This window comes from Buttiauxella cochleicola (genome assembly GCF_021282405.1).
Lineage (GTDB): Bacteria > Pseudomonadota > Gammaproteobacteria > Enterobacterales > Enterobacteriaceae > Buttiauxella > Buttiauxella massiliensis.
Window position 1 is genome coordinate 143,201 of the sequence record NZ_JAJSOU010000004.1, and the last position, 24,526, is coordinate 167,726.

Sequence of the window (24,526 nt, forward strand, 5' to 3'; positions counted from 1 at the left end):
GCAGGTGAAGGAGGCTAAACTTAATTACATACTACTTAGCGCCATAGCGACCTTGCTACAGCTCCAGTTACCTTGTGGCTTTACATGCTATAAAAAGAAAAACCCGCCGCAGCGGGTTTTTTTATGCGAGTTCTATTAGTGCTCGAACATCGCAGAGATTGATTCTTCATTGCTGATACGACGAATTGCTTCAGCCAGCATACCGGACAGAGTCAGGGTGCGGACGTTTGGCAGTGCTTTGATTTCGTCAGACAGTGGGATGGTGTCACATACGATAACTTCGTCGATAACGGAGTTACGCAGGTTGTGAACCGCATTGCCAGAGAAAATCGGGTGAGTTGCGTAAGCAAACACACGTTTAGCACCACGTTCTTTCAGGGCTTCAGCTGCTTTGCACAGAGTGCCGCCGGTATCGATCATATCGTCTACCAGTACGCAATCACGGCCAGATACATCACCGATGATATGCATAACTTGAGAAACGTTAGCGCGAGGACGACGTTTGTCGATGATAGCCATGTCGGTATCGTTGAGCAGTTTTGCGATAGCACGAGCACGCACAACGCCACCGATATCTGGAGAAACCACGATTGGGTTTTCCAGGCCGATTTGCAGCATATCTTCTAGCAGGATTGGGCTACCAAAGACGTTATCTACAGGTACATCGAAGAATCCCTGAATCTGTTCTGCGTGCAAGTCCACGGTAAGAACACGGTCAACCCCAACACTTGAGAGGAAGTCAGCAACCACTTTCGCGGTGATCGGCACACGGGCAGAACGCACACGGCGATCCTGACGAGCATAACCAAAGTAAGGGATAACAGCGGTGATACGACCTGCAGAAGCACGGCGCAGGGCGTCTACCATAACAACCAATTCCATCAGGTTGTCATTCGTTGGTGCACAGGTGGACTGGATGATGAAAATATCACCACCGCGTACATTTTCGTTGATTTGTACGCTTACTTCTCCGTCGCTAAAACGACCGACGGCGGCGTCACCAAGTGAGGTGTACAGGCGGTTGGCAATACGTTGTGCTAGTTCCGGGGTGGCGTTACCAGCAAAAAGCTTCATATCAGGCACGAGAAAAACCTCAGGCATGCGTCCAGTGGCGGATGGTACTACCGCAGCTTATGCGGGCGGGGTAGCGCCATCCAGGCGGTGTATAAAGAGCTTGATGCAACGTCTGAAACAAGGTGACGTTGTCACCAATACTCAGCTTGCCCGGATATGGCCTGATGCAGCGGGGAGACATTAACGCCTCGCGCAACAAACCCATGCAGCCATTCCGGGGCTTGCTTAAGCACCTGGCGGGCAGCGTCCTCGGTGTCAAATTCAGAAAACACACAAGCGCCGGTGCCGGTCAGGCGCGACGGCGCGTATTCTAACAGCCAGGAAAGCAGCTCATCAACCTTACGAAAACGTTTTCTTGCGATAACCTCACAATCATTACCAAATTCACAGTTTAATAACGTGTCAATTGATCTGATCGGGGTGTTTCGTGGTAGCTCAGGATCTTTAAAAATGACCGGAGTAGGGATACTGACTCCAGGATGTGCAACAAGGTACCATTTTTCCGCTGGTGAAACCGGCGTAAGCTTCTCACCAACACCTTCTGCGAAAGCGGCAAACCCACGGACAAATACAGGCACATCAGCACCGAGAGTCACTCCCAGTGCAGCAAGCTGATCTTCAGTCAGGCCGGTGTTCCAGATATGGTTAAGCGCCACCAGAACTGTTGCCGCGTTTGACGAGCCACCACCCAAACCGCCACCCATCGGCAGCTGTTTTTCAACGCTGATATCGGCTCCAGCACCTTGTGGTAAGGTGCCCATCAGTAATGCCCTGTCTTGCAATAATCGGGCGGCGCGGACAATCAAATTTTCTTCATCTGCCACGCCTTCTATTGGTGTCGCAAGACGAATTTGACCATCGTTTCTCGGCTCAATGGTGATTGTGTCGCCATAATCGAGGAACTGAAATAAAGTTTGTAAATTATGATAGCCGTCCTCACGACGACCCGTGATATACAAAAAAAGGTTCAGTTTTGCCGGTGATGGCCAACGCTTTCTCATTATTTAACCGTCCAGCTGTCCATTTTGAGTTTGATGCGTTGGTCCCCTTCGCGCAGTTCCATATTAGATGGCAGGGCAGGTTGCACCTTGTCGTCATAATCACTGTAAACCACTTTCCAGGTTTTACCGTCTTGGGTGTAGTTGATTTCACTCAGGCGATATTGCGAGTCGATTTTATAGTCGGTCGCCTCACCTGGCAGGCCGAGAATCCATTGGCGCAGGCTGTTGAGCGGTATTGGCATCCCGGTCAATTTGCCAATCATCTCTTCGGCGTTATCAGCGACGTATTTTTTACCATTGCGATCGGTTAGTTGTACAACGCCCGGTTGCGCATTCAGTTCAAGCTCCGTGCTGCCTAATGGGTTAGTCAGCAGCAAGCGATAGCGTTCTGGCGTAGTCTGTTGCCAGTTGAAACGCGCATATACTTTTTGGCTATCGGAAAGATAAGCAAAAGCACCACGCGTCTGGTATTGGGTGATTTTTTGTACTTGTTGCTTGTGTTGTAACCATTGCGGAGAGTCAGGACTTTTTGCCGGACCGCTTGGTTGATGAATAGAACAAGCAGCCAAAACAAGGCTTGCCAGTGGCGCAAGGCGCAGCAGACGGGCTTTCGTCATAAACATAGTGGCAACGGATCCTTCTCATTAATTTTAGTTGTTAACTGTTTATGCTAGCGGCGCATAGCGAGGTCGTCTACGTTCAAGTTGTCTTAAATCATGAATTGCGACGATACTCCCCAAGGGGTGGCTCCCTTTTATTGACTGCGCGCATCCTGTATGATGCGCCGAGTTAATCCTTATCAACGTCGGTATTACTCACAGTCGCTCAATGACCCTTTTAGCTCTTGGCATCAACCATAAAACAGCTCCAGTATCGTTGCGAGAACGTGTTACGTTTTCGCCGGATTCGCTCGACCAGGCGTTGAACAGCCTGCTCGAACAGCCGATGGTACAGGGTGGGGTGGTGCTGTCGACGTGTAACCGTACCGAGCTATATCTAAGTGTTGAAGAGCAGGAAAACCTCCACGAAAAACTGGTGAGTTGGCTTTGTAACTACCACAACCTTGAAGAAGAGGAAGTGCGTAAAAGCCTTTACTGGCATCACGATAATGAAGCGGTAACGCATTTAATGCGCGTTGCCAGCGGTCTTGACTCCCTGGTGCTCGGCGAGCCGCAAATTTTAGGGCAGGTCAAAAAAGCCTTCGCAGACTCTCAGAAAGGACATTCGCTTTCCAACGAACTGGAGCGCATGTTCCAGAAATCCTTCTCGGTCGCCAAGCGCGTACGAACCGAAACCGAGATCGGCGCGAGTGCGGTATCCGTAGCCTTCGCGGCCTGTACCCTGGCACGTCAAATCTTTGAATCCTTATCGACTGTCACTGTTTTATTGGTCGGTGCGGGTGAAACAATTGAACTGGCCGCACGCCACTTGCGCGAACACAATGTCCAGAAAATGATCATCGCCAACCGCACGCGCGAACGCGCTCAAGTACTGGCAGATGAAGTTGGTGCAGAGGTTATTAGCCTGAGTGACATCGATTCACGGTTACAAGAAGCCGATATTATTATCAGTTCCACTGCCAGCCCGTTGCCTATTATTGGCAAAGGGATGGTAGAACGCGCCCTGAAAGCTCGCCGTAACCAACCGCTTTTATTAGTTGATATTGCCGTTCCACGCGACGTAGAACCCGAAGTTGGCAAACTACCGAATGCCTATCTCTACAGCGTTGATGACCTGCAAGCGATCATTCAAAGCAATCTTGCGCAGCGCAAAGCTGCCGCAGTTGAAGCCGAAACTATCGTTGAGCAGGAATGCAGTGAATTTATGGCCTGGCTACGCGCGCAAAGTGCCACAGAGACCATCCGTGAATATCGCAGTCAGGCTGAACAGGTTCGTGATGACCTGGCTGCCAGAGCTATCGCCGCTCTTCAACAGGGTGCCGATGCCGAAACCGTTCTCCAGGATCTGGCGTGGAAATTAACCAACCGCCTGATCCACGCACCAACCAAATCGCTCACGCAGGCTGCCCGTGACGGGGATGAAGAACGCCTGCAGATTCTGCGCAACAGCCTCGGGCTGGATTAGCAAATAAACTCTTATTACAAGGTGAAACACCGCCCATGAAGTCTTCTATCGTTGCCAAACTAGAAGCCCTGCAAGAGCGCCATGAAGAAGTTCAGGCGCTTCTTGGAGATGCATCCACCATTGCCGACCAGGACCGTTTCCGCGCGTTGTCCCGCGAATACGCCCAGTTAAGCGACGTTTCCCGTTGCTTCCTGCAATGGCGCCAGGTGCAGGAAGATATTGAAACCGCACAAAGTATGCTCGACGACCCAGAAATGCGCGAAATGGCGCAAGAAGAGTTAAACCAGGCTAAAAGCGACAGCGAAGAATTAGAACAACAACTGCAAGTGTTGTTGCTGCCAAAAGACCCGGATGACGAGCGTAACGCGTTTGTTGAAGTGCGCGCTGGTACGGGTGGTGATGAAGCGGCAATTTTTGCTGGTGACTTGTTCCGCATGTACAGCCGTTATGCGGAGTCGCGTCGCTGGAAAGTCGAAATTCTTAGCGCTAACGAAGGCGAGCACGGTGGCTTCAAAGAAGTGATCGCTAAAATCAGCGGTGACGGTGTTTATGGTCGTCTGAAGTTTGAGTCCGGTGGCCATCGCGTACAGCGTGTTCCAGCGACCGAATCCCAGGGCCGTATTCATACTTCAGCGTGTACCGTTGCGGTAATGCCAGAGATTCCTGAAGCGGAATTACCAGATATCAACCCAGGCGATTTACGTATCGATACCTTCCGCTCCTCGGGTGCGGGCGGCCAGCACGTTAACACCACCGACTCGGCCATCCGTATTACCCACTTGCCAACCGGCATTGTGGTTGAGTGCCAGGACGAACGCTCCCAGCATAAAAACAAAGCCAAAGCGCTTGGGGTGTTGGGCTCACGCATTCGTGCCGCCGAAATGGCTAAACGTCAGCAGGAAGAAGCGTCAACGCGTCGTAACCTGCTTGGCAGTGGTGACCGTTCAGACCGTAACCGCACTTATAACTTCCCGCAAGGCCGCGTAACCGACCACCGTATCAACGTGACCTTATATCGTCTGGATGAAGTGATGGAAGGTAAGCTCGACGGTCTTATTGAACCTATCGTGCAGGAGTTCCAGGCAGACCAATTAGCGGCGCTATCTGAGCAGGACTAATGGATTTTCAACACTGGTTAAAACAGGCAATTGCCCAGCTTGAGGATAGTGAAAGCCCGCGTCGTGATGCGGAAATCCTGCTAGGTTTTGTCTGCGGGAAAGCGCGAACCTTTATTCTGGCATTCGGTGAAACCGAATTGACCGCGCAGCAACAGCAACAGCTGGATGTTTTGCTGGCGCGCCGTGTGAAGGGGGAGCCTATCGCGCATTTGGTGGGCGAGCGTGAGTTCTGGTCGCTGCCGCTGCGTGTCTCTCCAGTGACGCTTATCCCGCGCCCGGATACGGAATGCCTTGTCGAACAAGCCCTCGCAAGGATGCCCGCAGCCGCATGTTCCGTGCTGGACTTAGGCACGGGTACAGGAGCAATTGCTCTGGCGATTGCCAGCGAGCGCCCGGATTGTGAAGTGATAGCACTTGATCTAATTCCTGAGGCGGTAGAACTTGCGCGTGATAATGCGAGCCGCCTCGGAATAACCAATGTTAAGGTCTTGCAAAGCAATTGGTTTAGTGCGCTCAATACCCAACGTTTCTCCGTGATAGTCAGCAACCCGCCTTATATCGACGAGGAAGACCCGCATCTTTCACAGGGTGATGTTCGTTTTGAACCGCGTAGCGCTCTGGTGGCAGATAATCACGGTTTGGCTGATCTACGTGTTCTTGTGGAATCAGCTCGCAATTTTCTTGAGCCTGGCGGTTGGTTATTGCTCGAACACGGCTGGCTTCAGGCTGCGCAAGTTCGCGACTTGTTTACACAAGCAGGATATACCGAGATACAAAGCTGTCAGGATTACGGTGGTAATGACCGTCTGACAGTAGGACGCTATTTCTAAATAAGGAACTGAGCAAAATGGCAACTTACTTCGCGCTCAAGCATTTGCATATTCTGACGGTCTTCATTTCCGTGAGTCTGTTCGTTTTACGCTACTGGTGGCAATACCGCGAATCAGCCATGTCAAACAAGCGCTGGGTGCGCATTGTGCCGCATGTGAATGACACCGTGTTGCTGGTCAGCGGCGTTGCTCTTGTGATGATTACGCATTTCTATCCCTTCACGCCACAAGGTGCATGGCTGACTGAGAAGCTATTTGGCGTTATTATCTATATCGTTTTAGGGTTTATCGTGTTGGGCAAACGCCCACGCAGCCAACAGATTCGGTGGTTTGCCTTTCTGTTGGCCCTGGTGGTGCTTTACATCATCATTAAACTCGCCACCACAAAAATACCATTACTGGGGTAAGTCATGAGGTCGTTAGCCGATTTCGAATTCAATCAGGCGCCGTTATGCGAGGGCATGATCTTAGTCTCGCAGCTGATCCGTGATGATTTCCCGGCGCAAGAAGTGCGAGCACAACTGGAAAGCCTGGCGAGCCTGGCGCGTGAAGAGATCTGCGAAGGTCTACACCAGGATGTGCAGCTCGAAAAATTAGTCGAACTGTTTTATGGCACCTGGGGTTTTAAAGACTCCAGCGGCGTTTACCGTTTATCCGATGCCCTGTGGCTCGATAACGTACTGACCAAGCGTCAAGGCAGTGCAGTGTCGCTGGGTGCTATTTTATTGTGGATAGCCGACCGTCTTGATATCCCGTTGAATCCGGTAATTTTCCCCACTCAGCTGATTTTACGCGGCGACTGGATGGACGGTGAAATGTGGCTCATTAACCCATTCAACGGTGACACGCTCAACGAACACACGCTGGAAGTGTGGCTCAAGGGTAATGTCGGGCCGACAGCCGAGCTGTTTGATGAAGATTTAGATGAAGCAGACAACGCGGAAGTGGTGCGAAAATTACTCGACACCATGAAGTCCGCGCTGATGGAAGAGCGTCAGATGGAGTTGGCACTGCGTACCAGCGAAGCTTTGCTCCAGTTTAACCCGGAAGATCCTTATGAAATTCGTGACCGTGGCTTGATATATGCTCAGCTCGATTGCGAACATGTGGCACTCAACGACCTCAGCTATTTTGTTGAGCAGTGCCCGGAAGACCCGATAAGCGAGATGATCAAAGCGCAAATTAACTCTATTTCGCAAAAACAGATCACTCTGCACTGATGCCAAATTTTTAAATGTTTCCCAACAAGGCGAGATTAAGATGAAACAGAAAGTCGTAAGCATTGGCGATATTAACGTCGCAAACGACCTGCCATTTGTACTGTTTGGCGGCATGAACGTGCTGGAATCACGTGACCTGGCGATGCGTATTTGTGAGCACTATGTCACTGTGACCCAGAAACTGGGCATCCCTTACGTATTCAAAGCGTCTTTCGATAAAGCCAACCGTTCATCCATCAACTCTTACCGTGGTCCAGGCCTGGAAGAAGGGATGAAGATTTTCCAGGAGCTGAAGCAAACTTTCGGCGTGAAAATCATTACTGACGTTCATGAAGCAAGCCAGGCGCAACCTGTTGCGGATGTGGTTGATGTGATTCAGTTGCCTGCTTTCCTTGCTCGCCAGACTGACCTGGTTGAAGCGATGGCGAAAACTGGCGCGGTTATCAACGTCAAAAAACCACAGTTCGTAAGCCCTGGTCAAATGGGGAACATCGTTGATAAATTCCACGAAGGTAGCAACGATCAAATCATCCTGTGTGACCGTGGCGCAAACTTCGGTTATGACAACCTGGTAGTTGACATGCTGGGCTTTAGCGTGATGAAACAAGTGTCTAATGGCTCACCGGTCATCTTCGACGTGACTCACGCGCTGCAATGCCGCGACCCGTTTGGCGCAGCATCTGGTGGCCGTCGTGCTCAGGTTGCTGAACTGGCACGTGCGGGTATGGCGACTGGCCTGGCCGGGCTGTTCATTGAAGCGCACCCGGATCCAGAAAACGCGAAATGCGACGGTCCTTCCGCGCTGCCACTGGCTAAGCTGGAACCGTTCCTGAAACAGATCAAAGCGATTGATGATCTGGTGAAGAACTTCGAACCGCTGGATACCAGCAAGTAAGAATGAATTAATCGCGTATGGCGTTGCTGTTAGCCGCCAAAACAAAAAGCCCTTATCTCACGATAAGGGCTTTTTTTATGATGCTGACCCGTCAGGCAAATATCGTCATGAGGTAAGCGGCAAACAGCGCAAGGTGCGCGGTGCCGTTGAGGACATTTGTACGCCCGGTCGAGAATGAAATCTGACACAACACGAGCGACGTCAACATCACGACTAACTCAGGCATTCCTAAACCAAAGGTCAGATCGTTGCCCGTCAGCATAGCAATCAGCGTCACGGCCGGAACCGTCAGTGAAATCGTTGCCAGTACGGAGCCGAAGAACAGGTTCATTGCGCGCTGAACCTGGTTATTCAATACAGCTCTCAACGCCCCTAAACCTTCCGGCGAGAGAATTAGCAAAGCGATCAGGAACCCCGTGAACTGCGCTGGCGCATTCAGAGTGCTCAGCAATGACTCGAGCGGCATAGCATTCATCTTGGTGACGGCAATTACTGCAATCAGATGCACGATCAACCAAATAGCATGCCAGGTGCTGCTGTGTGCCGATGGTTTACCATGATGCGGGTCATCATCGTCAGCCTCGTCTTCATGCTCGTAAACAAACAGGCTCTGGTGTGTTTTGGTCTGAATCAGTAAGAACACGCCATACATTGCAGCGGAAATGGCCGCAGCCATTAATGCCTGCCCGGTACTAAAGTTACCTTCTGGCAATGCAGTTGGAAGCACTAGCACGATGACGGCTAGTGGGAACAAAGCAATTAAGTACTGTTTGATGCCAAACAGATTCATATATTGCGTCGCGAATTTGTTTCCGCCCAGCAGAAGTGAGAAACCGACCAGACCCCCCGTCACAATCATAATTATGGAGTACAACGTGTCACGCATCAGTGTTGGCGCGGCATCGCCGGTCGCCATCAATGCAGAAATGAGACTAACTTCGAGAATAACTACCGAAAGACTAAGAATGAGAGAACCATAAGGTTCACCTAAACGATGCGCAAGCACGTCAGCATGACGAACCACGCTAAAAGCACTACTTAAGATGCCCACCAGGGCCAGAATGTTGATCCCTATCACCGCCGGTAAAGACTGGCTTCCTCCCCACATCACCAGTACGACCAGCGCTAATACCGGGAAAATGAGCGAACTCTCCTTATGACGGGTTTTCACCGCCTCATGTTGTGTTTTGGTCAAAATACGTCTCCATCTGTGCAGGCATTAAGCTATTTATTGATTATAGTCGGACATTATGTCCCCGTTAAAATAGCAAAGAACGGGCATTTTCTGAGAAAATTTACTCAGTTTTACCGCTTAGATAACAATAGTATTTCTGATGAGTGAAAATAGCTGTTTACTCATATTAAGCAATACAAAACATAAGGATGTGTTTGTCATAAATTCAATTATTGATTTTAACTGGCAGGATTGGTCCTCGTGTTTCACACTTTAAGTTTCCCTGATTCTGGATAACGTGATGCCTTATAAAACCCGAAGTGACCTCCCGGAAAGCGTGCAAAATGTCCTTCCCGCGCATGCTCAGGATATTTACAAAGAGGCCTTTAACAGCGCGTGGGATGAGTACAAAGATAAAGAAGACCGGCGGGATGATGCCAGTCGTGAAGAAACTGCCCATAAAGTTGCGTGGGCGGCCGTGAAACATAGTTACCAAAAGGGTGATGATGATAAATGGCATAAGAAAAACTAAACCTTACATAATGTATTGATATTCATCTTCAAACTTCTCAGCACACTCCAGTATGGCAAGTTAATATGACATTTTTGTTGTTTTGTGATCGTCATCAAACTTGCCAGCGTCCCGCTAATTGCTTATGTTCACAGATATGTTGCTTTATAAATAACCTTCATAATTCGATTCACAGGTAAGCGAGAGCGCCAACACCCCTGTGGATTGAAGAATGAGGGTTATAAAAAAGTCAAAAGCCCGGAAGGCGCATCTGACGTATTAACACGGAAGTATGCAGTGGCGGAGGTGTATGGTGTTAACGCGTGATTTCTTAATTAAAGCAGATTGTAAGACAGCTTTTGGTTCCATAGAGGAATCGCTGTTGTGGACCCCTGAGCAGCGCTCGGCATCACTCGCCGCGACGCTCGCTTGCCGTCCCGATAGCAGTCCCGTATGGATTTTTGGCTATGGTTCTCTGATGTGGAACCCTGCATTTGAATATGAAGATTCAGCGGCAGGTACACTTGTTGGCTGGCATCGGGCCTTTTGTCTGCGATTAACGGCAGGGCGCGGCACTGCATGCCAGCCTGGTCGCATGCTCGCCCTAAAAGAAGGCGGGCGCACTACAGGGCTTGCTTACCGCTTGCCGGAAGCCATTCTTGAAGACGAACTGACACTGGTGTGGAAGCGTGAGATGATCACTGGCTGTTATTTGCCTACCTGGTGCAAACTCGAGCTGGATGATCGTCGCGTGGTGAATGCGCTGGTGTTTATTATGGACCCGCGTCATCCACTCTATGAAGCTGACACACGTGCTGACATTATCGCGCCGCTGATTGCCGCCGCCAGTGGCCCATTGGGCACCAACGCACAGTATCTGTTCTCACTTGAACAAGAACTGATAAAGCGGGGCATGCACGATGATTGTCTTGATGAACTAGTGAATAAAGTCAGAGATTGGTTACAACCTAAAGGTGAGGATGGGGAGTTTCAGCCTGGCTTTGCCTGACCATTTCTAAGCCTCATCCTGCAAAAAAGTAGCCCTCAAAAAGAGGGCCGGGATGAGGTTTTTATGCTGCTACATAACTGATTGAGTGCTCAAGAGATTTACTGTGGCTATCAATCAACACTTTCCACGTCCCGCTGTAAGGTACCGTCAAATAAGCAGACTGCTTATCTTCCACACTCAGAATATCGGCCTGTGGTTTACCCGCAGAATTGGTGTCGCTCATTAAATGAATATGGCTTTTGTTTGAACAGTGAACCACCACGGTGTCACCGCCAAAAAGATGCAAACTGGCTTTCACTACTGGCATTTTTATACTCCGCTATCACATCAAAGTTAGACATCCGTGCGCCGGGTTATCCTTGCAATCAGTGACGCTGCTCACAAATTACACTTCATGCATAACACCAGACCCCAGCTTCACAAATGCTGACTTTGATCAAAAAATGCCATAACGATTAATCAAAAATGCAGATGTACCTGAAACCATTCAGCTGACGGTTTTTTATACGGAGAATTAGCGTCAGGTCATCATTAAATTTGGTTTCCGCCCAGAGCTATAAGCTCGTTTATTAGAACGTTAAAACCTTATCGGCGCTCAGTGTCCACTCCGCCAGTTCAACCAGCGTGCCAATCTCAACGCCATCCACCAACGGCAAAGCAGTGATGCCGCGCCCGTCGGTGCAGGTCTTACACAATTTCACCGGCACATTCTGCGCGGTTAAAATCTCCAACATTTGCTGGATGTTATAGCCCTCGGCGGGCTTCTGGCCGCGCAGGCCAGCCGTCACCGCGTCAGACATCAAAAACATTTTCACTTCCGGCTGCGGCTGCTGGTCGCATAGCGCAATAGCCAGGCGCAGGCTGTTAAACAGCGATTCACTGCCGTATGCCGCCCCGTTGGCAATAATCACAATCTTTTGCATTTTTTCTCCTTAGCACCCGACGGCACGACTTTTGCTTCTCTACATTATCCGTTGCCGCTCAGGAGTATTTTATGAAGGCCACCGCCCATGATTTTTTACTGGCCGCCCGAAACCGTGGGCGCGAGCAATTGCAGGATATTCTGCAAATCGGTGAACTCACCGGCTGCATCGCCAGGCTCGCTCACATGCTACAACGCGAGCGCGGGGCTTCCAACATTTGGCTGTGTTCCCGGGGCAGGTTGTTTGCCGCCGAACGCGAGCTTTGCATTCAGGAAGTGGATACCGAATTAGGCCTTTTTCGCCGGGCAATCGCCGAACCGGATTACCTGCCAGGAAGCGCGTTGTTTGTCAGCCTCGCATGCGCGCTGCATTACTTTGAGCAACTGCCCGCGCTGCGAACGCAGATTACCGTCCAACAGATTCAGCCGCTCAATGCGATGGAGCAGTTCAACATCACGCTGCGCCATCTACTGAGTATTGTTCCTGAAACCAGCAACGTGGTTGATGACAGTGGTGTGGCGCGAGCGCTGGCGGCGTTATTCAGCTTTATGCAGGGTAAAGAACTGGCGGGGCAGGAGCGGGCGATTGGCGCGCTCGGTTTCATGCAGGGGGAATTTAGCGACACCTTGCGCCAGCAACTGGTCGATAGAATTGACAGCCAGCAGCACTGTTTTGACGCCTTTTGCAGCATGGTCGATTTGCCACTGCGCCAGCAATTTCTGGCCTGCGGCGAACCTTGCCGCGAAACCGAACGGCTCCGGCGCATCGCCTGCACCCGGCTGCAAACTGCAGATGAACCGCAGCGCGCCTTGCGCTGGTTTGCGCTATTAACCACGCGAATCGACGCCCTGAAAAACGTGGAAGATGCGCTTATCCACGCCGTCATGGTCCAGGCGCAGCAGGCGCTCGGGCAGGTTTTGCAGCAAACAGAACCGGTGGAAAGCGACATCGCCAGTTGGGTCGCCGGGCACGGTGGCTACGATGGGGAACGCTATTTTGACCGCCATCTTTTGCCGCTGGTGCGCCAGCAGGCACAGCAGCTTGAAACCATGGCGCAACAGTTAGCCTCGCTTCAGGCAACACTTGAGGAACGCAAAGTTATCGACCAGGCCAAAGCGTTGCTCATTCGCCATCAAGGTTACAGCGAAGAACAGGCGTGGCAAACCCTGCGGAAAATGGCGATGAACCAGAACAAACGCATGGTGGATGTGGCGAGCGCGATGGTTTCCGTGGCGGATATCTGGCGACTACCCACTAAGGAGTAGGTGCACAAACAGTGGGCGTAAACTGCCTTTCCGTAGTGCAAAACCCTTCATCTTTCACGTTGCAGATGCGTTGGCTTCACTCACTCACTCACCTCAGTCACTTACTTTAGTAAGCTCCTGAGGATTCGTAAGTTTGCCGCCTTCCTGCACCACGAAATCTAAAGGATTTAAAGGGGTGATCTTGAATCTGGCACGCGAGTTGCAACACTCATTATGAAAATTACTTTGACCTGAAACGCGCCAATGGCGGTGCGGTTCCGGTTGGACAAAGGCGTCCTTCAATGTGCTGACCCACATTGTTGGGCGCTTTTTTTTTACCCGTTGATCAGGATGAAGCCGATGAGCCACAAAAGCATAACCCTCTCGCGCCGCCGATTTTTACAGGCGGGAGCGGCATTAGGCGGCGCGTATTTGCTGCCGGGCATGATGAATTCCGCTTGGGCGGCGGGGAGCGACAAACCTGAACAAACCACGGTCAAAGTCGGGTTTATCCCGCTCACCGACTGCGCGTCGGTCGTGATGGCGGCGGTCAAAGGCTTCGACAAAAAATACGGCATCTCCATCGTGCCTAGCAAAGAGGCGAGCTGGGCCGCGGTGCGCGACAAAATGGTTTCCGGTGAACTCGACGCCGCCCATGTTTTATACGGCCTGGTCTACGGCCTGGAAATGGGTATCGCCGGAAAACAAGAGCCAATGGCCAACCTGATGACGCTCAACAACAACGGCCAGGCGATTTCCCTCTCGAGCGATTTGGCAAAGCAGGGCGTCACCGACGGGCAAAGCCTGAAGAAGTTAGTCGCCAGCAAAGAGCCGGGCAGTTTTACCTTCGCCCATACCTTCCCGACCGGCACTCACGCGATGTGGCTCTACTACTGGCTGGCGCAGGCGGGAATCAACCCGTTTACCGACGTGCGCACTGTGGTGGTTCCGCCGCCGCAAATGGTGATGAACATGCGCATCGGCAATATGCAGGGTTTCTGCGTGGGCGAGCCGTGGAACCAACGCGCCATTAGCGACGGCATCGGTTTTACCGCCGCAACGTCACAATCCATCTGGCCGGATCACCCGGAGAAAATCCTCGGCACGCGCAGTGCGTGGGTCGAACAAAACCCGAACACCGCACGCGCTTTAGTGGCGGCGATTCTTGAGGCGTCGCGCTGGATTGATGCCAGCGACGATAACCGCCGCGAAACCGCCAATGTGCTTGCCGGGCGCGCTTACCTGAACACCAAAGCCGAGTTCCTGACCGGGCGCATGCTCGGGCAATACGACAATGGCATCGGCAAAAAATGGCAGGACGACCACGCCATGCGCTTCTTCCGCGACGGCGAAGTGACCTTCCCGTGGCTTTCCGACGGCATGTGGTTCCTGACCCAACACCGCCGCTGGGGTTTGCTCGACAAAGACCCGGATTACCTCGCCGTCGCCAAACGCATCAACCGTATCGACATCTATCAGCAAGCCGCCACCGCCGTGGGCAACGTTTCCGTGCCAGCCAGCCCAATGCGAACCAGCACGCTGATGGATGGAAGCACCTGGAACGGCAGCGACCCTGCCGCCTACGCCGCAAGTTTCGCCATTCATAAACGTTAAGGGGAATGAGATGAATCAGCCTGCACACCAACCGCCCGCCGCCGCGCTTAGCGCCACGGTTGGGGAAGTGATTACCCTGCCGCCCGTCACCGTTCGCCGCCGCACGCCGCAGTGGCGCAAGTTTTGCCTGGGCTTTTTCCAGCGCCTGGTGCCCGCCGTTCTTGGGATGGGATTGTTAGTCATCGCCTGGCAAATCGCGGCGCTCAACAGCAAAGGTTTCCCGACGCCGCTCAGCACGCTGCAATCGGCGATAACGCTGTTTTCCGACCCGTTCTACAACGCCGGGCCGAACGACCAGGGCATCGGCTGGAATATATTGGCCTCGCTCCAGCGCGTGGCGGTGGGCTTTGGCCTCGCCGCAATTGTCGGCATTCCGGCGGGCTTCCTGATTGGCCGCTTCACCTTTTTAGCCCGCATGTTCAACCCGATCATCTCGCTGTTGCGCCCCGTCAGCCCGCTCGCCTGGCTGCCGATTGGCCTGCTTTTATTCCAGAAGGCAGAACCGGCATCGAGCTGGACGATTTTTATCTGCTCCATCTGGCCGATGGTGATTAACACCGCCGAAGGCGTGAAACGTATCCCGGACGATTACCTCAACGTGGCGCGCGTGCTGAAGCTTTCCGAATGGACGGTGATGCGCAAGATCTTATTCCCGGCGGTTCTGCCTGCGGTTCTGACCGGCGTGCGCTTGTCCATCGGCATCGCGTGGCTGGTGATTGTCGCTGCCGAAATGCTCACCGGCGGCCTGGGGATTGGCTTCTGGATCTGGAACGAATGGAACAACCTCAATGTGGAAAACATTCTTATCGCGATTGTGATTATCGGCGTCGTCGGGCTGCTGCTTGAACAGGCTTTGATGCTGCTGGCGCGTCGCTTTAGCTGGGAGAAATAATTATGAAGAAAATTATTCAGGTTCAAAATGTTAGCCAGCGTTTTTCCACCGCCAGCGGCGAATTTCTGGCGCTGAGCAACGTCAGCTTTGATATCGCCGAAGGGGAAACCATCAGCCTGATCGGTCACTCAGGATGCGGCAAATCCACGCTGCTGAATCTGATTGCTGGGATCACCTTGCCCTCCGAAGGCGGCCTGCTGTGCGATAACCGCGAAATCGCCGGGCCAGGGCCGGAACGCGCCGTGGTGTTTCAAAACCACTCGCTGCTGCCGTGGATGACCTGTTTTGAAAACGTCGCGCTGGCAGTGGATCAGGTGTTTCGCCACACCATGAACCGCGCCGAGCGCCGCGAATGGATTATTCACAACCTTGAGCGCGTGCAAATGGGCCACGCCATTAATAAGCGCCCCAATGAAATCTCCGGCGGCATGAAACAGCGCGTCGGCATCGCCCGTGCGCTGGCAATGAAACCCAAAGTCTTACTGATGGACGAACCTTTCGGCGCGCTCGATGCCCTGACTCGCGCCCATTTGCAGGACGCCGTGATGCACATCCAGCAAGAGTTGCACACCACGATTGTGCTGATCACCCATGATGTTGACGAAGCGGTGCTGCTTTCCGACCGCGTGCTGATGATGACCAACGGCCCGGCGGCTACGGTAGGCGAAACGCTGAACGTTGACCTACCGCGCCCGCGCAACCGCGTGGAACTGGCCGAAGACAGCCGCTACCACCATCTGCGCCAGCAAGTGCTGCGCTTCCTCTACGAAAAACAGTCCAGGGCTGCCTGAGGACACGCTCATGACGCGACGTCTGATAGTGATCGGCAACGGCATGGCGGCCATCCGCCTGGTGGAGCAAATTGTGGCCCGAGCGGCGGTGCGTTTCGCCATTACCATTTTTGGTGAAGAACCCGCACTCAGCTACAACCGCATTTTGCTCTCGCCGGTGCTGGCGGGAGAAAAGCCCGCGCTGGCGACGCAGTTGCATGATGCCGCCTGGTACGTTTCCCACGGCATTGAACTGCTGACGGGCGAAGCGGTGCGGGAAGTGGACACCCAGCGCCAGACGGTGAGCACGGATATGCGCACTCTCGACTATGACGAACTGGTTTTCGCCACCGGTTCACGCCCGTTTATCCCGCCGATTGACGGGCATCAATTGCCGCACGTCCACGGTTTCCGCACCCTCGCGGACGTCGACGCGATTCTGGGCGGCGAGGGAAACGCCGTGGTGCTCGGCGGCGGTTTACTGGGCGTGGAAGCGGCGGCGGCACTTTGCGCCCGCGGTATTCCCGTTACGTTAATCCACCGCCAGTCGTGGCTAATGGACATTCAGCTTAACCAGCAGGCAGGTTTGCTGCTTGAGGAACATCTCGCAACACGGGGCATTCGTTGCCAGCTTAATTGCGGCATTGAGCGCATTTCTGAAACCAGCGTGACGTTGAGCAACGGCGACGTTTTACCCGCAGGAAGAGTCATTATCGCCACAGGCGTAAAACCCAATATCGCCCTTGCGCAACAGACCGGAATGGCTTGCCAGCGCGGTATCACCGTTGATGCCCAATTGCGCAGTTCAACGCTTCGTGTAAGCGCGTTAGGTGAATGCTGTGAAATCGACGGGCAAACCTGGGGGCTGGTGGCACCGTGTTTACAACAGGCCGACGTTTTAGCCGCGCGTTTATGCGGCGAGCCAACGGCAGATTCTCAATATCAGGATCGCGGCACGCGCCTCAAAGTCAGCGGCATCCCGCTATTTTCCGCAGGCGACCTTCGCGAACAGCCCGACACGCGCATCCTTACCGCTTTCGATCCTCTTTCAAAAAACTATCGCTGCCTGCATTTACGCGGCGACACGCTGGTGGGCGCATTGCTGCTGGGCGATATCACGCCCGCCAATGCGCTTACCGACATCTTACTCAGCGCGGCACCCGTTACGCCTGCCGTGCTGTTTGACGAATACCACTCTGATGAGCAGCCGCTGGCTGCCGGAAATGACGACATGACAAAAGCAACCCTGGTAGTAATCGGTCACGGCATGGTCGGGCACCACTTTCTGGAACAGTGCGTGGCGCAGCAACTGCACCACAGCTATCACATTGTGGTGTTCGGCGAAGAGCGCCATCCGGCGTATGACCGCGTACATCTTTCGGAATATTTTGCCGGACGCAGCGCCGAATCGCTTTCGATGGTGCAGGACGATTTCTTTGCTGAGAACGGTATTGAGCTGCGCTGTAACAGCAAAATCGTGGAGATCGACCGCCAGCAGCGCGTGGTTCGCGACGGCGAAGGGCGTGAAACTTACTTCGACAAACTAGTGCTGGCGACCGGCTCGTACCCGTTTGTGCCGCCAGTTCCCGGTAACGATCTGCCCGGCTGCTTTGTTTATCGCACGCTCGACGATCTGGATGCGATTGCCGAACGCGCCCGCAGCGCCAGACGCGGCGTGGTGATTGGCGGTGGTTTATTGGGGCTGGAAGCGGCGAATGCGCTCAAACAGCTTGGCCTCGAAACGCACGTGGTGGAGTTCGCTCCCAACTTAATGGCGGTGCAACTCGATAATGACGGGGCTGCGATGCTGCGCGCAAAGATCGGCGAAATCGGCGTCCGGGTTCATACCAGTAAATCGACCACCGCCATTACCGACGTGAACGGTTTGCAGCTTAATTTCGCCGATGGCGAAACGCTGACGACCGATCTTATCGTCTTTTCCGCCGGTATTCGTCCGCAAGACGCGCTGGCAAAAACCAGCGAACTGATGTTGGGCGAACGCGGCGGGATTGTGATTAACGACCATTGCCAAACCAGCGACAGCGCGATTTACGCCATCGGCGAATGCGCTTTGTGGGAAGGGAAAATCTTTGGCCTGGTTGCTCCCGGTTATCAAATGGCGCGCGTCGCGGCGGCAACGCTTGCGGGCGTTGAATCGGCATTCCTCGGCGCGGATATGAGCACCAAACTGAAACTACTCGGCGTGGAAGTGGCCTCGTTTGGCGACGCCCACGGGCGCACGCCCGGCTGCCAGAGCTACCAATGGACCAACGGGCCGCAGCAAATCTACAAAAAGATCGTCGTGTCAGCCGATAACAAAACCCTGCTCGGCGGCGTGCTGGTGGGTGACAGCAGTGAATATGCGACGCTGCTGCAAATGATGCTCAACGGCATGGCGCTGCCCGCGCAGCCGGAAAGCCTGATTCTGCCCGCGTCGGCAGGCGGCGCAGCAAAAGGGCTGGGCGTCGCGGCATTACCGGAAACCGCGCAGATTTGCTCGTGCCATAACGTCAGCAAAGCGGATATTTGCGCGGCGGTGAGCAACGGCGCGGGCGACATGGGCGCGGTTAAAGCCTGCACCAAAGCAGCGACGGGCTGCGGCGGTTGTTCGGCGCTGGTGAAACAGGTAATGGAATTCCAGCTACAAGAGCAGGGCGTGGAGGTGAAAAAGGACATTTGCGAACACTTCGCGTACTCGCGCCAGGAAATCTACCACCTGGTGCGCGTCAACCATATCCGCAGTTTTGAACAGTTGATTAGCCGCTACGGGCATGGCAACGGGTGTGAAATCTGCAAGCCGCTGGCGGCTTCTATTCTCGCGTCATGCTGGAATGAATATTTGTTGAAACCCGCGCACTTACCGTTGCAGGACACCAACGATCGCTACTTCGCCAACATCCAGAAAGACGGCACTTACTCGATTGTGCCGCGCGTTCCCGCAGGCGAAATCACCCCGGACGGTTTAATCGCCATCGGCCAGGTGGCAAAACGCTACCAACTGTACAGCAAAATCACCGGCGGCCAGCGCATCGACCTGTTTGGCGCGCGTCTTGAGGAATTGCCTGCGATTTGGGAAGAGCTGGTGGCGGCAGGCTTTGAAACCGGTCACGCCTACGGCAAGTCGCTGCGCACCGTAAAATCCTGCGTCGGTTCCACATGGTGCCGTTACGGCGTGCAGGATTCGACGGGGCTGGCGATTGAGCTGGAGAACCGCTACAAGGGGCTGCGCTCGCCGCACAAAATCAAAATGGCGGTGTCCGGCTGCACCCGCGAATGTGCCGAAGCGCAAAGCAAAGACATCGGCGTGATTGCCACCGACAAAGGCTGGAACCTGTACGTGTGCGGCAACGGCGGCATGAAACCGCGCCATGCAGATTTGTTCGCCAGCGATCTCGACAGGGAAACGCTGATCCGCACCATCGACTGCCTGCTGATGCTTTACATCCGTACCGCCGACCGTTTGCAGCGCACCAGCACCTGGATGGACAACCTCGAAGGCGGCATCGAATACCTGCGCGAAGTGATCCTTAACGACAGCCTCGGCCTCAACGACGAGCTGGAAAAAGAGATGGTCAGCGTGGTCGATACCTTCCAGTGCGAATGGCAAACCACGCTCAACAGCCCGGATTGCCTCGCGCTGTTCCGCTCCTATGTTAACAGCGAACAACCGGATGAAGCGGTGCAGCGCCAGACACTGCGCGGGCAGTTACAGCCGGTCAGCGAAGTGGTGCATCTGCCAGCCGCCGCACCGGTCAAACCGTGGCAGGCGGTTTGCAACGTCAGCGAAATCCCCGCGCAGGCGGGGATCGGCGCGCGTCTGGGCGAGCAGCAAATTGCGCTATTCCGCTTTGGCGATGCGATTTATGCCCTTGATAACCTTGAACCGGGCAGCGATGCCAACGTGCTTTCACGCGGGATTGTCGGCGACGCGGGCGGCGAGCCGATTGTCATTTCACCGCTCTACAAACATCGCATTCGCCTGCGCGACGGGCGCACTCAGGATGGAGAGCAGGCGGTTCGCGCCTGGCCGGTGAAAGTGGAACAGGGCACCGTGTGGGTGGGAAGCCAGGCGCTGATTATGCGTGCGGAGGCTTCATGACAAACGTTGTGCGCTCCACATGCCCTTACTGCGGCGTCGGCTGTGGCGTGAAGGCGCAGCAAACGGAAAACGGCTTCCAGATTAGCGGCGACGAACAGCATCCGGCAAACTTTGGGCGCTTGTGCGTAAAAGGCGCGGCACTGGGCGAAACGCTCGGGCTGGAAGGGCGCTTGTTGTACCCGGAAATCAACGGCGAGCGCGTGGAATGGGAAGCCGCACTGGATGAAACCGCCCGTCGTCTGCAAGGGATTATTGACGAATTCGGCCCCAAAGCGGTGGCGTTCTACGCCTCCGGCCAGCTGCTGACCGAAGATTATTACGCCGCCAATAAGCTGATGAAAGGGTTTATCGGCGCGGGGAATATCGACACCAACTCGCGGCTGTGTATGTCCTCGGCGGTTGTGGGGTACAAACGCGCATTTGGTGCGGATTTTGTGCCATGCAGCTATGAGGATCTCGAACAAACTGATCTGGTTGTGCTGGTCGGTTCAAATGCAGCCTGGGCGCATCCGGTTTTGTATCAGCGCCTGGTGCGGGCTAAACAGCAGCGCCCGAACATGAAAGTGGTGGTGATCGACCCGCGCCGCACGGCGACCTGCGACATCGCCGATTTGCACCTGGCGCTTCGACCAGGAAGCGATGCCGCTTTGTTTGTTGGTTTGCTGAATGTTTTGCCGCCGACTGAGCCAAACGTTTTTGACGGTCAACCGACTGCGCTGGAAATAGCCGCCAATTGGACACTGGAAAAAACCGCCGACTTTTGCCAGCTGGAAAGCGCGGATGTGCAAACTTTCTGGCAATGGTTTGCGCAGGCCGACCGCGCCATGACGCTCTACACCATGGGTATCAACCAGTCGTCGAGCGGCAGCGACAAATGCAACGCGATTATCAATGTCCATCTGGCGAGCGGCAAAATTGGTCGCGACGGCTGCGGCCCCTTTTCGCTGACCGGGCAGCCAAATGCCATGGGCGGTCGCGAAGTCGGCGGGCTTGCCAATCAGCTCGCCTGCCACATGAATTTTGAACCTGCGGATATTGCCTGCCTGGGGCGGTTCTGGGGCAGCGAACGCATTGCCGAAATGCCGGGATTAATGGCTGTCGAACTGTTTGAGGCGATAGGGCGCGGCGAGGTCAAAGCCGTGTGGATTATGGGAACCAATCCGCTGGTTTCGCTGCCGGATAGCTCCTGTGTGGCACAGGCGCTGGCGAACTGCCCGCTGGTAATTGTCTCGGATGTGGTGCGCGAAACGGACACCTCGCGCTTCGCCACAGTCAAATTTCCGGCGCTGGCGTGGGGCGAGAAAAACGGCACCGTCACCAACTCCGAGCGGCGTATTTCCCGCCAGCGTGCGTTTTTACCCGCACCCGGCGGGGCGCGTGCCGACTGGTGGATTATTTCTCAAATTGCCCAGCGTCTGGGTTATGGCGAAGCGTTTAGCTGGCAGCATCCGCAGGAGATTTTTTGCGAACATGCTGCACTTTCCGGTTATGAAAATAACGGCACGCGCGCCTTTGATATCAGCGCTCTGGCGACGTTAAGCCGTGAGCAATATGACGCGCTGGAACCGGTGCGCTGGCCGGTAGCCGCGCAAGGGCATTCATTATTCAAAAGCTGGCGACCGAACGGAAAATTCCAGTTGCTGCCGGTTGAACCGGCATTACCCCAGGCAAACGCCGATCGCTATTATCCGCTGATCCTCAATAGCGGGCGCATTCGCGACCAATGGCACACCATGACGCGCACAGGCAACGTGCCGCGCCTGATGCAGCACATCAATATGCCGTTTCTTGAAATTCACCCGACGGATGCGAAACGTTACGGTGTCACTCATAATGATCTGGTCAGAACCGCCTCACGCTTTGGCGGCATGGTGGCGAAAGTGCTAGTGAGCGAAAACCAGTTACCGGGAAACGTGTTTGCACCGATGCACTGGAACCAGCAGTTTGCCCGCAAAGGGCAGATTAACGGCCTGGTGGAAAGTGTGTGCGATCCGCATTCCGGGCAGCCCGAAAGCAAGCAAACCGCAGTGCGCATTCAGCGCTGGCAGCCCGCCTGGTGCGGGGAGATTTTCGCCCGCGATGGCATCGATTTTGCCGACGATATTCAATGGTGGAAGCAGGCGACATCTGGCTTGCAGCACTTCCTTTGCGCCGCAGACGGTAACGCCCAGGCATGGATTGAAACCCTTGCCGCCGGTCACGGCTGGCAGTTGCAAACAGCCTGCGGGGGCGGCGAGTTTTATCATTTACTCGCCTGGCACAATGGGGAATTACAGTTGGCGTTTTACGGCGCAAACGCCTGGCCGGACATCAGTGCGGCTGCGGTCGTGGCGGCTTTTGAACAGGCTCCGGAAACGGCCGCTGAACGTCATCCCTTATTAGCTGGAAAAACTGCCGGAGCCGCTATGGATGCGGGTGCCACGGTGTGTAGCTGTTTTGGCGTGGGGGAGAAAACGATTATTGCCGCAATCGCAGGCGGCTGCCAGTCAGTCGCGCAACTGGGTGAAAAACTGCGCTGTGGCACCAACTGTGGCTCTTGTATTCCAGAGCTGAAAGCATTGTTGAAATAACACCCGGAGTAATCTGTGTTTACGAGTTTGGGAATGAATTGCTGTTGTGTGATGTTATAATTTCCAGATGTTTAGAAAAGCCGTGCCGTTTTTTACCTTGTCATACGCACTCCTCAGCGCAGGAGGGGCTGCCAGTACCCGCCAGACCTTTATCGAACAAGCCGAAAACCCTTTCGATCAGTCCGCCGAACAATTACCGGATTTGGGCATTGCCCCAGAAACCGACGCCGCCGCGCGTGAAATTGCCGCGATGGCTAAGAAATTTGGCGAAGCGAGTATGGTCGATGACGGGCTGGATGCGGGTGACCAGGCTCGCACGCTCGCGTTCACCCAACTGCGTGATGTGCTGACCAACAAAGTGACCAGCGAAGCGGAATCGCTGTTGTCGCCGCTCGGCAAAGCCAACATTAATTTACTGGTGGACGAACACGGGAACTGGAACGGCAGCAGCGCCTCGGTGTTTACGCCGTGGGAGGATAATAACCGTTATCTGACCTGGAGCCAGGTGGGTTTTACGCAGAAGGACGACGGCACGATTGGCAATATCGGTGCCGGGCAGCGTTGGGTGGCGGGCGACTGGCTGCTGGGCTACAACGCGTTTTATGACAATCAGCTTGCCACTCAATTGCAGCGCGCCGGATTCGGTACCGAAGCGTGGGGCGAGTATTTACGCCTTTCCGCTAACTATTACCAGCCGTTAGCCAGCTGGCAGGAAGGTGATAGCGAAACGCTGGAACAACGCCTGGCGCGGGGCTATGACATTACCGCGCAGGCATGGCTACCGTTTTATCGCCATATCAATACCAGCCTCAGTTTTGAGAAATACTACGGAAACAGCGTGGATTTGTTCGACAGCGGTACCGGTTATCGCAATCCGGTGGCGGTAACAATGGGGCTGAGCTACACGCCGATCCCGCTGCTGACGCTCACCGCGCAGCATAAACAGGGGGAAAGCGGCGTTTCGCAAGATAACCTCGGCCTGAAGCTCAATTACCGCTTTGGCGTTCCGGTGGCAAAACAGCTTTCTGCCGCCGAAGTGGCGACCAGCAGTTCGCTGCGCGGCAGCCGTTATGACAACGTAGAACGTGATTCGCTTCCAGTAATGGAATATCGCCAGCGTAAAACGCTATCGGTATTTTTGGCGACGCCGCCATGGGAATTGCACGCGGGTGAAACCGTGGCACTTAAGTTGCAAATCCGCGCCAGCCATAAGATTCGCAACATTACCTGGCAGGGCGATACCCAGGCTTTAAGCCTGACGCCGCCTGCGGATAACCGTGACACCAGCGGTTGGAGCATGATCATGCCGATGTGGAACGAAAACGGTCCGAATGAATATCGTCTTTCGGTGGTGATTGAGGATGATAAAGGCCAGAAGGTGACATCGAACTGGATTACGCTGAAACTGGCGGAGCCGCTGGTGGTCAGCCCCGTGGACGATCCGCGTTATGAGCTGTTGCCGCAGTAGCGGAGCAATGTCGGATGACGCTGGCGCGT

At 54.2% G+C, this 24,526-nt stretch carries 21 protein-coding genes; 15 read left to right on the forward strand and 6 right to left on the reverse strand.

Features of this window, described 5'->3' with window-relative positions; genetic code table 11:
• Positions 1-135: 135 nt before the first annotated feature.
• The 3 genes from prs to lolB all read right to left on the reverse strand — a co-directional run bounded on the left by prs (position 136) and on the right by lolB (position 2,698).
• Positions 136-1,083: a ribose-phosphate diphosphokinase gene (gene prs, locus LVQ79_RS06985; RefSeq protein WP_008454180.1), complete on the reverse strand. Its 948-nt coding sequence runs from the start codon at positions 1,081-1,083 to the stop codon at positions 136-138.
• Positions 1,084-1,205: 122 nt separating this feature from the next.
• A complete protein-coding gene (gene ispE / locus LVQ79_RS06990; protein ID WP_151995662.1) occupies positions 1,206-2,075 on the reverse strand; it encodes a 4-(cytidine 5'-diphospho)-2-C-methyl-D-erythritol kinase in 870 nt (289 codons plus the stop codon).
• A complete protein-coding gene (gene lolB, locus LVQ79_RS06995; RefSeq protein WP_134182999.1) occupies positions 2,075-2,698 on the reverse strand; it encodes a lipoprotein insertase outer membrane protein LolB in 624 nt (207 codons plus the stop codon). Before lolB ends, ispE begins: the two co-directional genes overlap by 1 nt.
• Before the next feature lie 205 nt (positions 2,699-2,903).
• Here lolB and hemA point away from each other — a divergent pair, with 205 nt between their 5' ends.
• From hemA to kdsA, 6 genes are read left to right on the forward strand one after another with little or no spacing between them, the layout of a single operon-like run.
• On the forward strand, positions 2,904-4,160 hold the full coding sequence (hemA, locus tag LVQ79_RS07000) for a glutamyl-tRNA reductase (protein WP_154150073.1): 1,257 nt from the start codon (positions 2,904-2,906) through the stop codon (positions 4,158-4,160).
• 35 nt (positions 4,161-4,195) lie between these two features.
• On the forward strand, positions 4,196-5,278 hold the full coding sequence (gene prfA / locus LVQ79_RS07005; RefSeq protein ID WP_151995664.1) for a peptide chain release factor 1: 1,083 nt from the start codon (positions 4,196-4,198) through the stop codon (positions 5,276-5,278).
• Entirely contained in the window at positions 5,278-6,108 is an 831-nt protein-coding gene (gene prmC / locus LVQ79_RS07010; RefSeq protein WP_232864396.1) for a peptide chain release factor N(5)-glutamine methyltransferase, read from the forward strand. The genes prfA and prmC overlap by 1 nt, the downstream gene beginning before the upstream one ends.
• Positions 6,109-6,125: 17 nt before the next feature.
• Entirely contained in the window at positions 6,126-6,515 is a 390-nt protein-coding gene (gene sirB2 / locus LVQ79_RS07015) for an invasion regulator SirB2 (RefSeq protein WP_151995666.1), read from the forward strand.
• Positions 6,516-6,518: 3 nt separating this feature from the next.
• The gene (gene sirB1 / locus LVQ79_RS07020) at positions 6,519-7,328 is read left to right on the forward strand and encodes an invasion regulator SirB1 (RefSeq protein WP_151995667.1); all 810 of its coding nucleotides are present in this window, start codon (positions 6,519-6,521) and stop codon (positions 7,326-7,328) included.
• 40 nt (positions 7,329-7,368) lie between these two features.
• Positions 7,369-8,223, forward strand: a complete 855-nt coding sequence (gene kdsA / locus LVQ79_RS07025) for a 3-deoxy-8-phosphooctulonate synthase (RefSeq protein WP_232864397.1) — start codon at positions 7,369-7,371, stop codon at positions 8,221-8,223.
• 91 nt (positions 8,224-8,314) lie between these two features.
• On the opposite strand, the gene chaA is transcribed toward kdsA, so the two are convergent.
• Positions 8,315-9,418, reverse strand: coding sequence for a sodium-potassium/proton antiporter ChaA (gene chaA, locus LVQ79_RS07030; RefSeq protein ID WP_232864398.1), 1,104 nt, complete (start codon positions 9,416-9,418; stop codon positions 8,315-8,317).
• Between the two features lie 280 nt (positions 9,419-9,698).
• Here chaA and chaB point away from each other — a divergent pair, with 280 nt between their 5' ends.
• Complete coding sequence (gene chaB, locus LVQ79_RS07035; RefSeq protein ID WP_232864399.1) at positions 9,699-9,929, forward strand: putative cation transport regulator ChaB; 231 nt, start codon at positions 9,699-9,701, stop codon at positions 9,927-9,929.
• 292 nt (positions 9,930-10,221) lie between these two features.
• Positions 10,222-10,917 (forward strand): gamma-glutamylcyclotransferase, encoded by a 696-nt coding sequence (locus tag LVQ79_RS07040; protein WP_232864514.1) that lies wholly within the window; start codon positions 10,222-10,224, stop codon positions 10,915-10,917.
• A 61-nt stretch (positions 10,918-10,978) separates the two neighbouring features.
• Here LVQ79_RS07040 and LVQ79_RS07045 read toward each other — a convergent pair whose 3' ends face one another.
• Complete coding sequence (locus tag LVQ79_RS07045; RefSeq protein ID WP_232864400.1) at positions 10,979-11,224, reverse strand: DUF1883 domain-containing protein; 246 nt, start codon at positions 11,222-11,224, stop codon at positions 10,979-10,981.
• 262 nt (positions 11,225-11,486) lie between these two features.
• Positions 11,487-11,840, reverse strand: coding sequence for a DsrE/DsrF/TusD sulfur relay family protein (locus tag LVQ79_RS07050; RefSeq protein ID WP_232864401.1), 354 nt, complete (start codon positions 11,838-11,840; stop codon positions 11,487-11,489).
• A 71-nt stretch (positions 11,841-11,911) separates the two neighbouring features.
• Here LVQ79_RS07050 and LVQ79_RS07055 point away from each other — a divergent pair, with 71 nt between their 5' ends.
• The 7 genes from LVQ79_RS07055 to LVQ79_RS07085 all read left to right on the forward strand — a co-directional run bounded on the left by LVQ79_RS07055 (position 11,912) and on the right by LVQ79_RS07085 (position 24,497).
• Positions 11,912-13,105 carry a nitrate- and nitrite sensing domain-containing protein gene (locus tag LVQ79_RS07055; protein WP_232864402.1) on the forward strand — a complete coding sequence of 398 codons (1,194 nt, stop codon included), beginning with the start codon at positions 11,912-11,914 and terminating at the stop codon, positions 13,103-13,105.
• A 339-nt stretch (positions 13,106-13,444) separates the two neighbouring features.
• Positions 13,445-14,698: a CmpA/NrtA family ABC transporter substrate-binding protein gene (locus LVQ79_RS07060; protein WP_232864403.1), complete on the forward strand. Its 1,254-nt coding sequence runs from the start codon at positions 13,445-13,447 to the stop codon at positions 14,696-14,698.
• A gap of 10 nt (positions 14,699-14,708) precedes the next feature.
• Positions 14,709-15,590, forward strand: coding sequence for a nitrate ABC transporter permease (gene ntrB, locus LVQ79_RS07065; RefSeq protein WP_232864515.1), 882 nt, complete (start codon positions 14,709-14,711; stop codon positions 15,588-15,590).
• 2 nt (positions 15,591-15,592) lie between these two features.
• A complete protein-coding gene (locus LVQ79_RS07070; protein ID WP_232864404.1) occupies positions 15,593-16,381 on the forward strand; it encodes an ABC transporter ATP-binding protein in 789 nt (262 codons plus the stop codon).
• A gap of 10 nt (positions 16,382-16,391) precedes the next feature.
• A complete protein-coding gene (nirB, locus tag LVQ79_RS07075; RefSeq protein ID WP_232864405.1) occupies positions 16,392-20,459 on the forward strand; it encodes a nitrite reductase large subunit NirB in 4,068 nt (1,355 codons plus the stop codon).
• Positions 20,456-23,029: a nitrate reductase gene (locus tag LVQ79_RS07080; RefSeq protein ID WP_232864406.1), complete on the forward strand. Its 2,574-nt coding sequence runs from the start codon at positions 20,456-20,458 to the stop codon at positions 23,027-23,029. Before nirB ends, LVQ79_RS07080 begins: the two co-directional genes overlap by 4 nt.
• Before the next feature lie 67 nt (positions 23,030-23,096).
• The gene (locus tag LVQ79_RS07085) at positions 23,097-24,497 is read left to right on the forward strand and encodes a YchO/YchP family invasin (RefSeq protein WP_232864407.1); all 1,401 of its coding nucleotides are present in this window, start codon (positions 23,097-23,099) and stop codon (positions 24,495-24,497) included.
• The last annotated feature ends 29 nt before the right edge of the window (positions 24,498-24,526 follow it).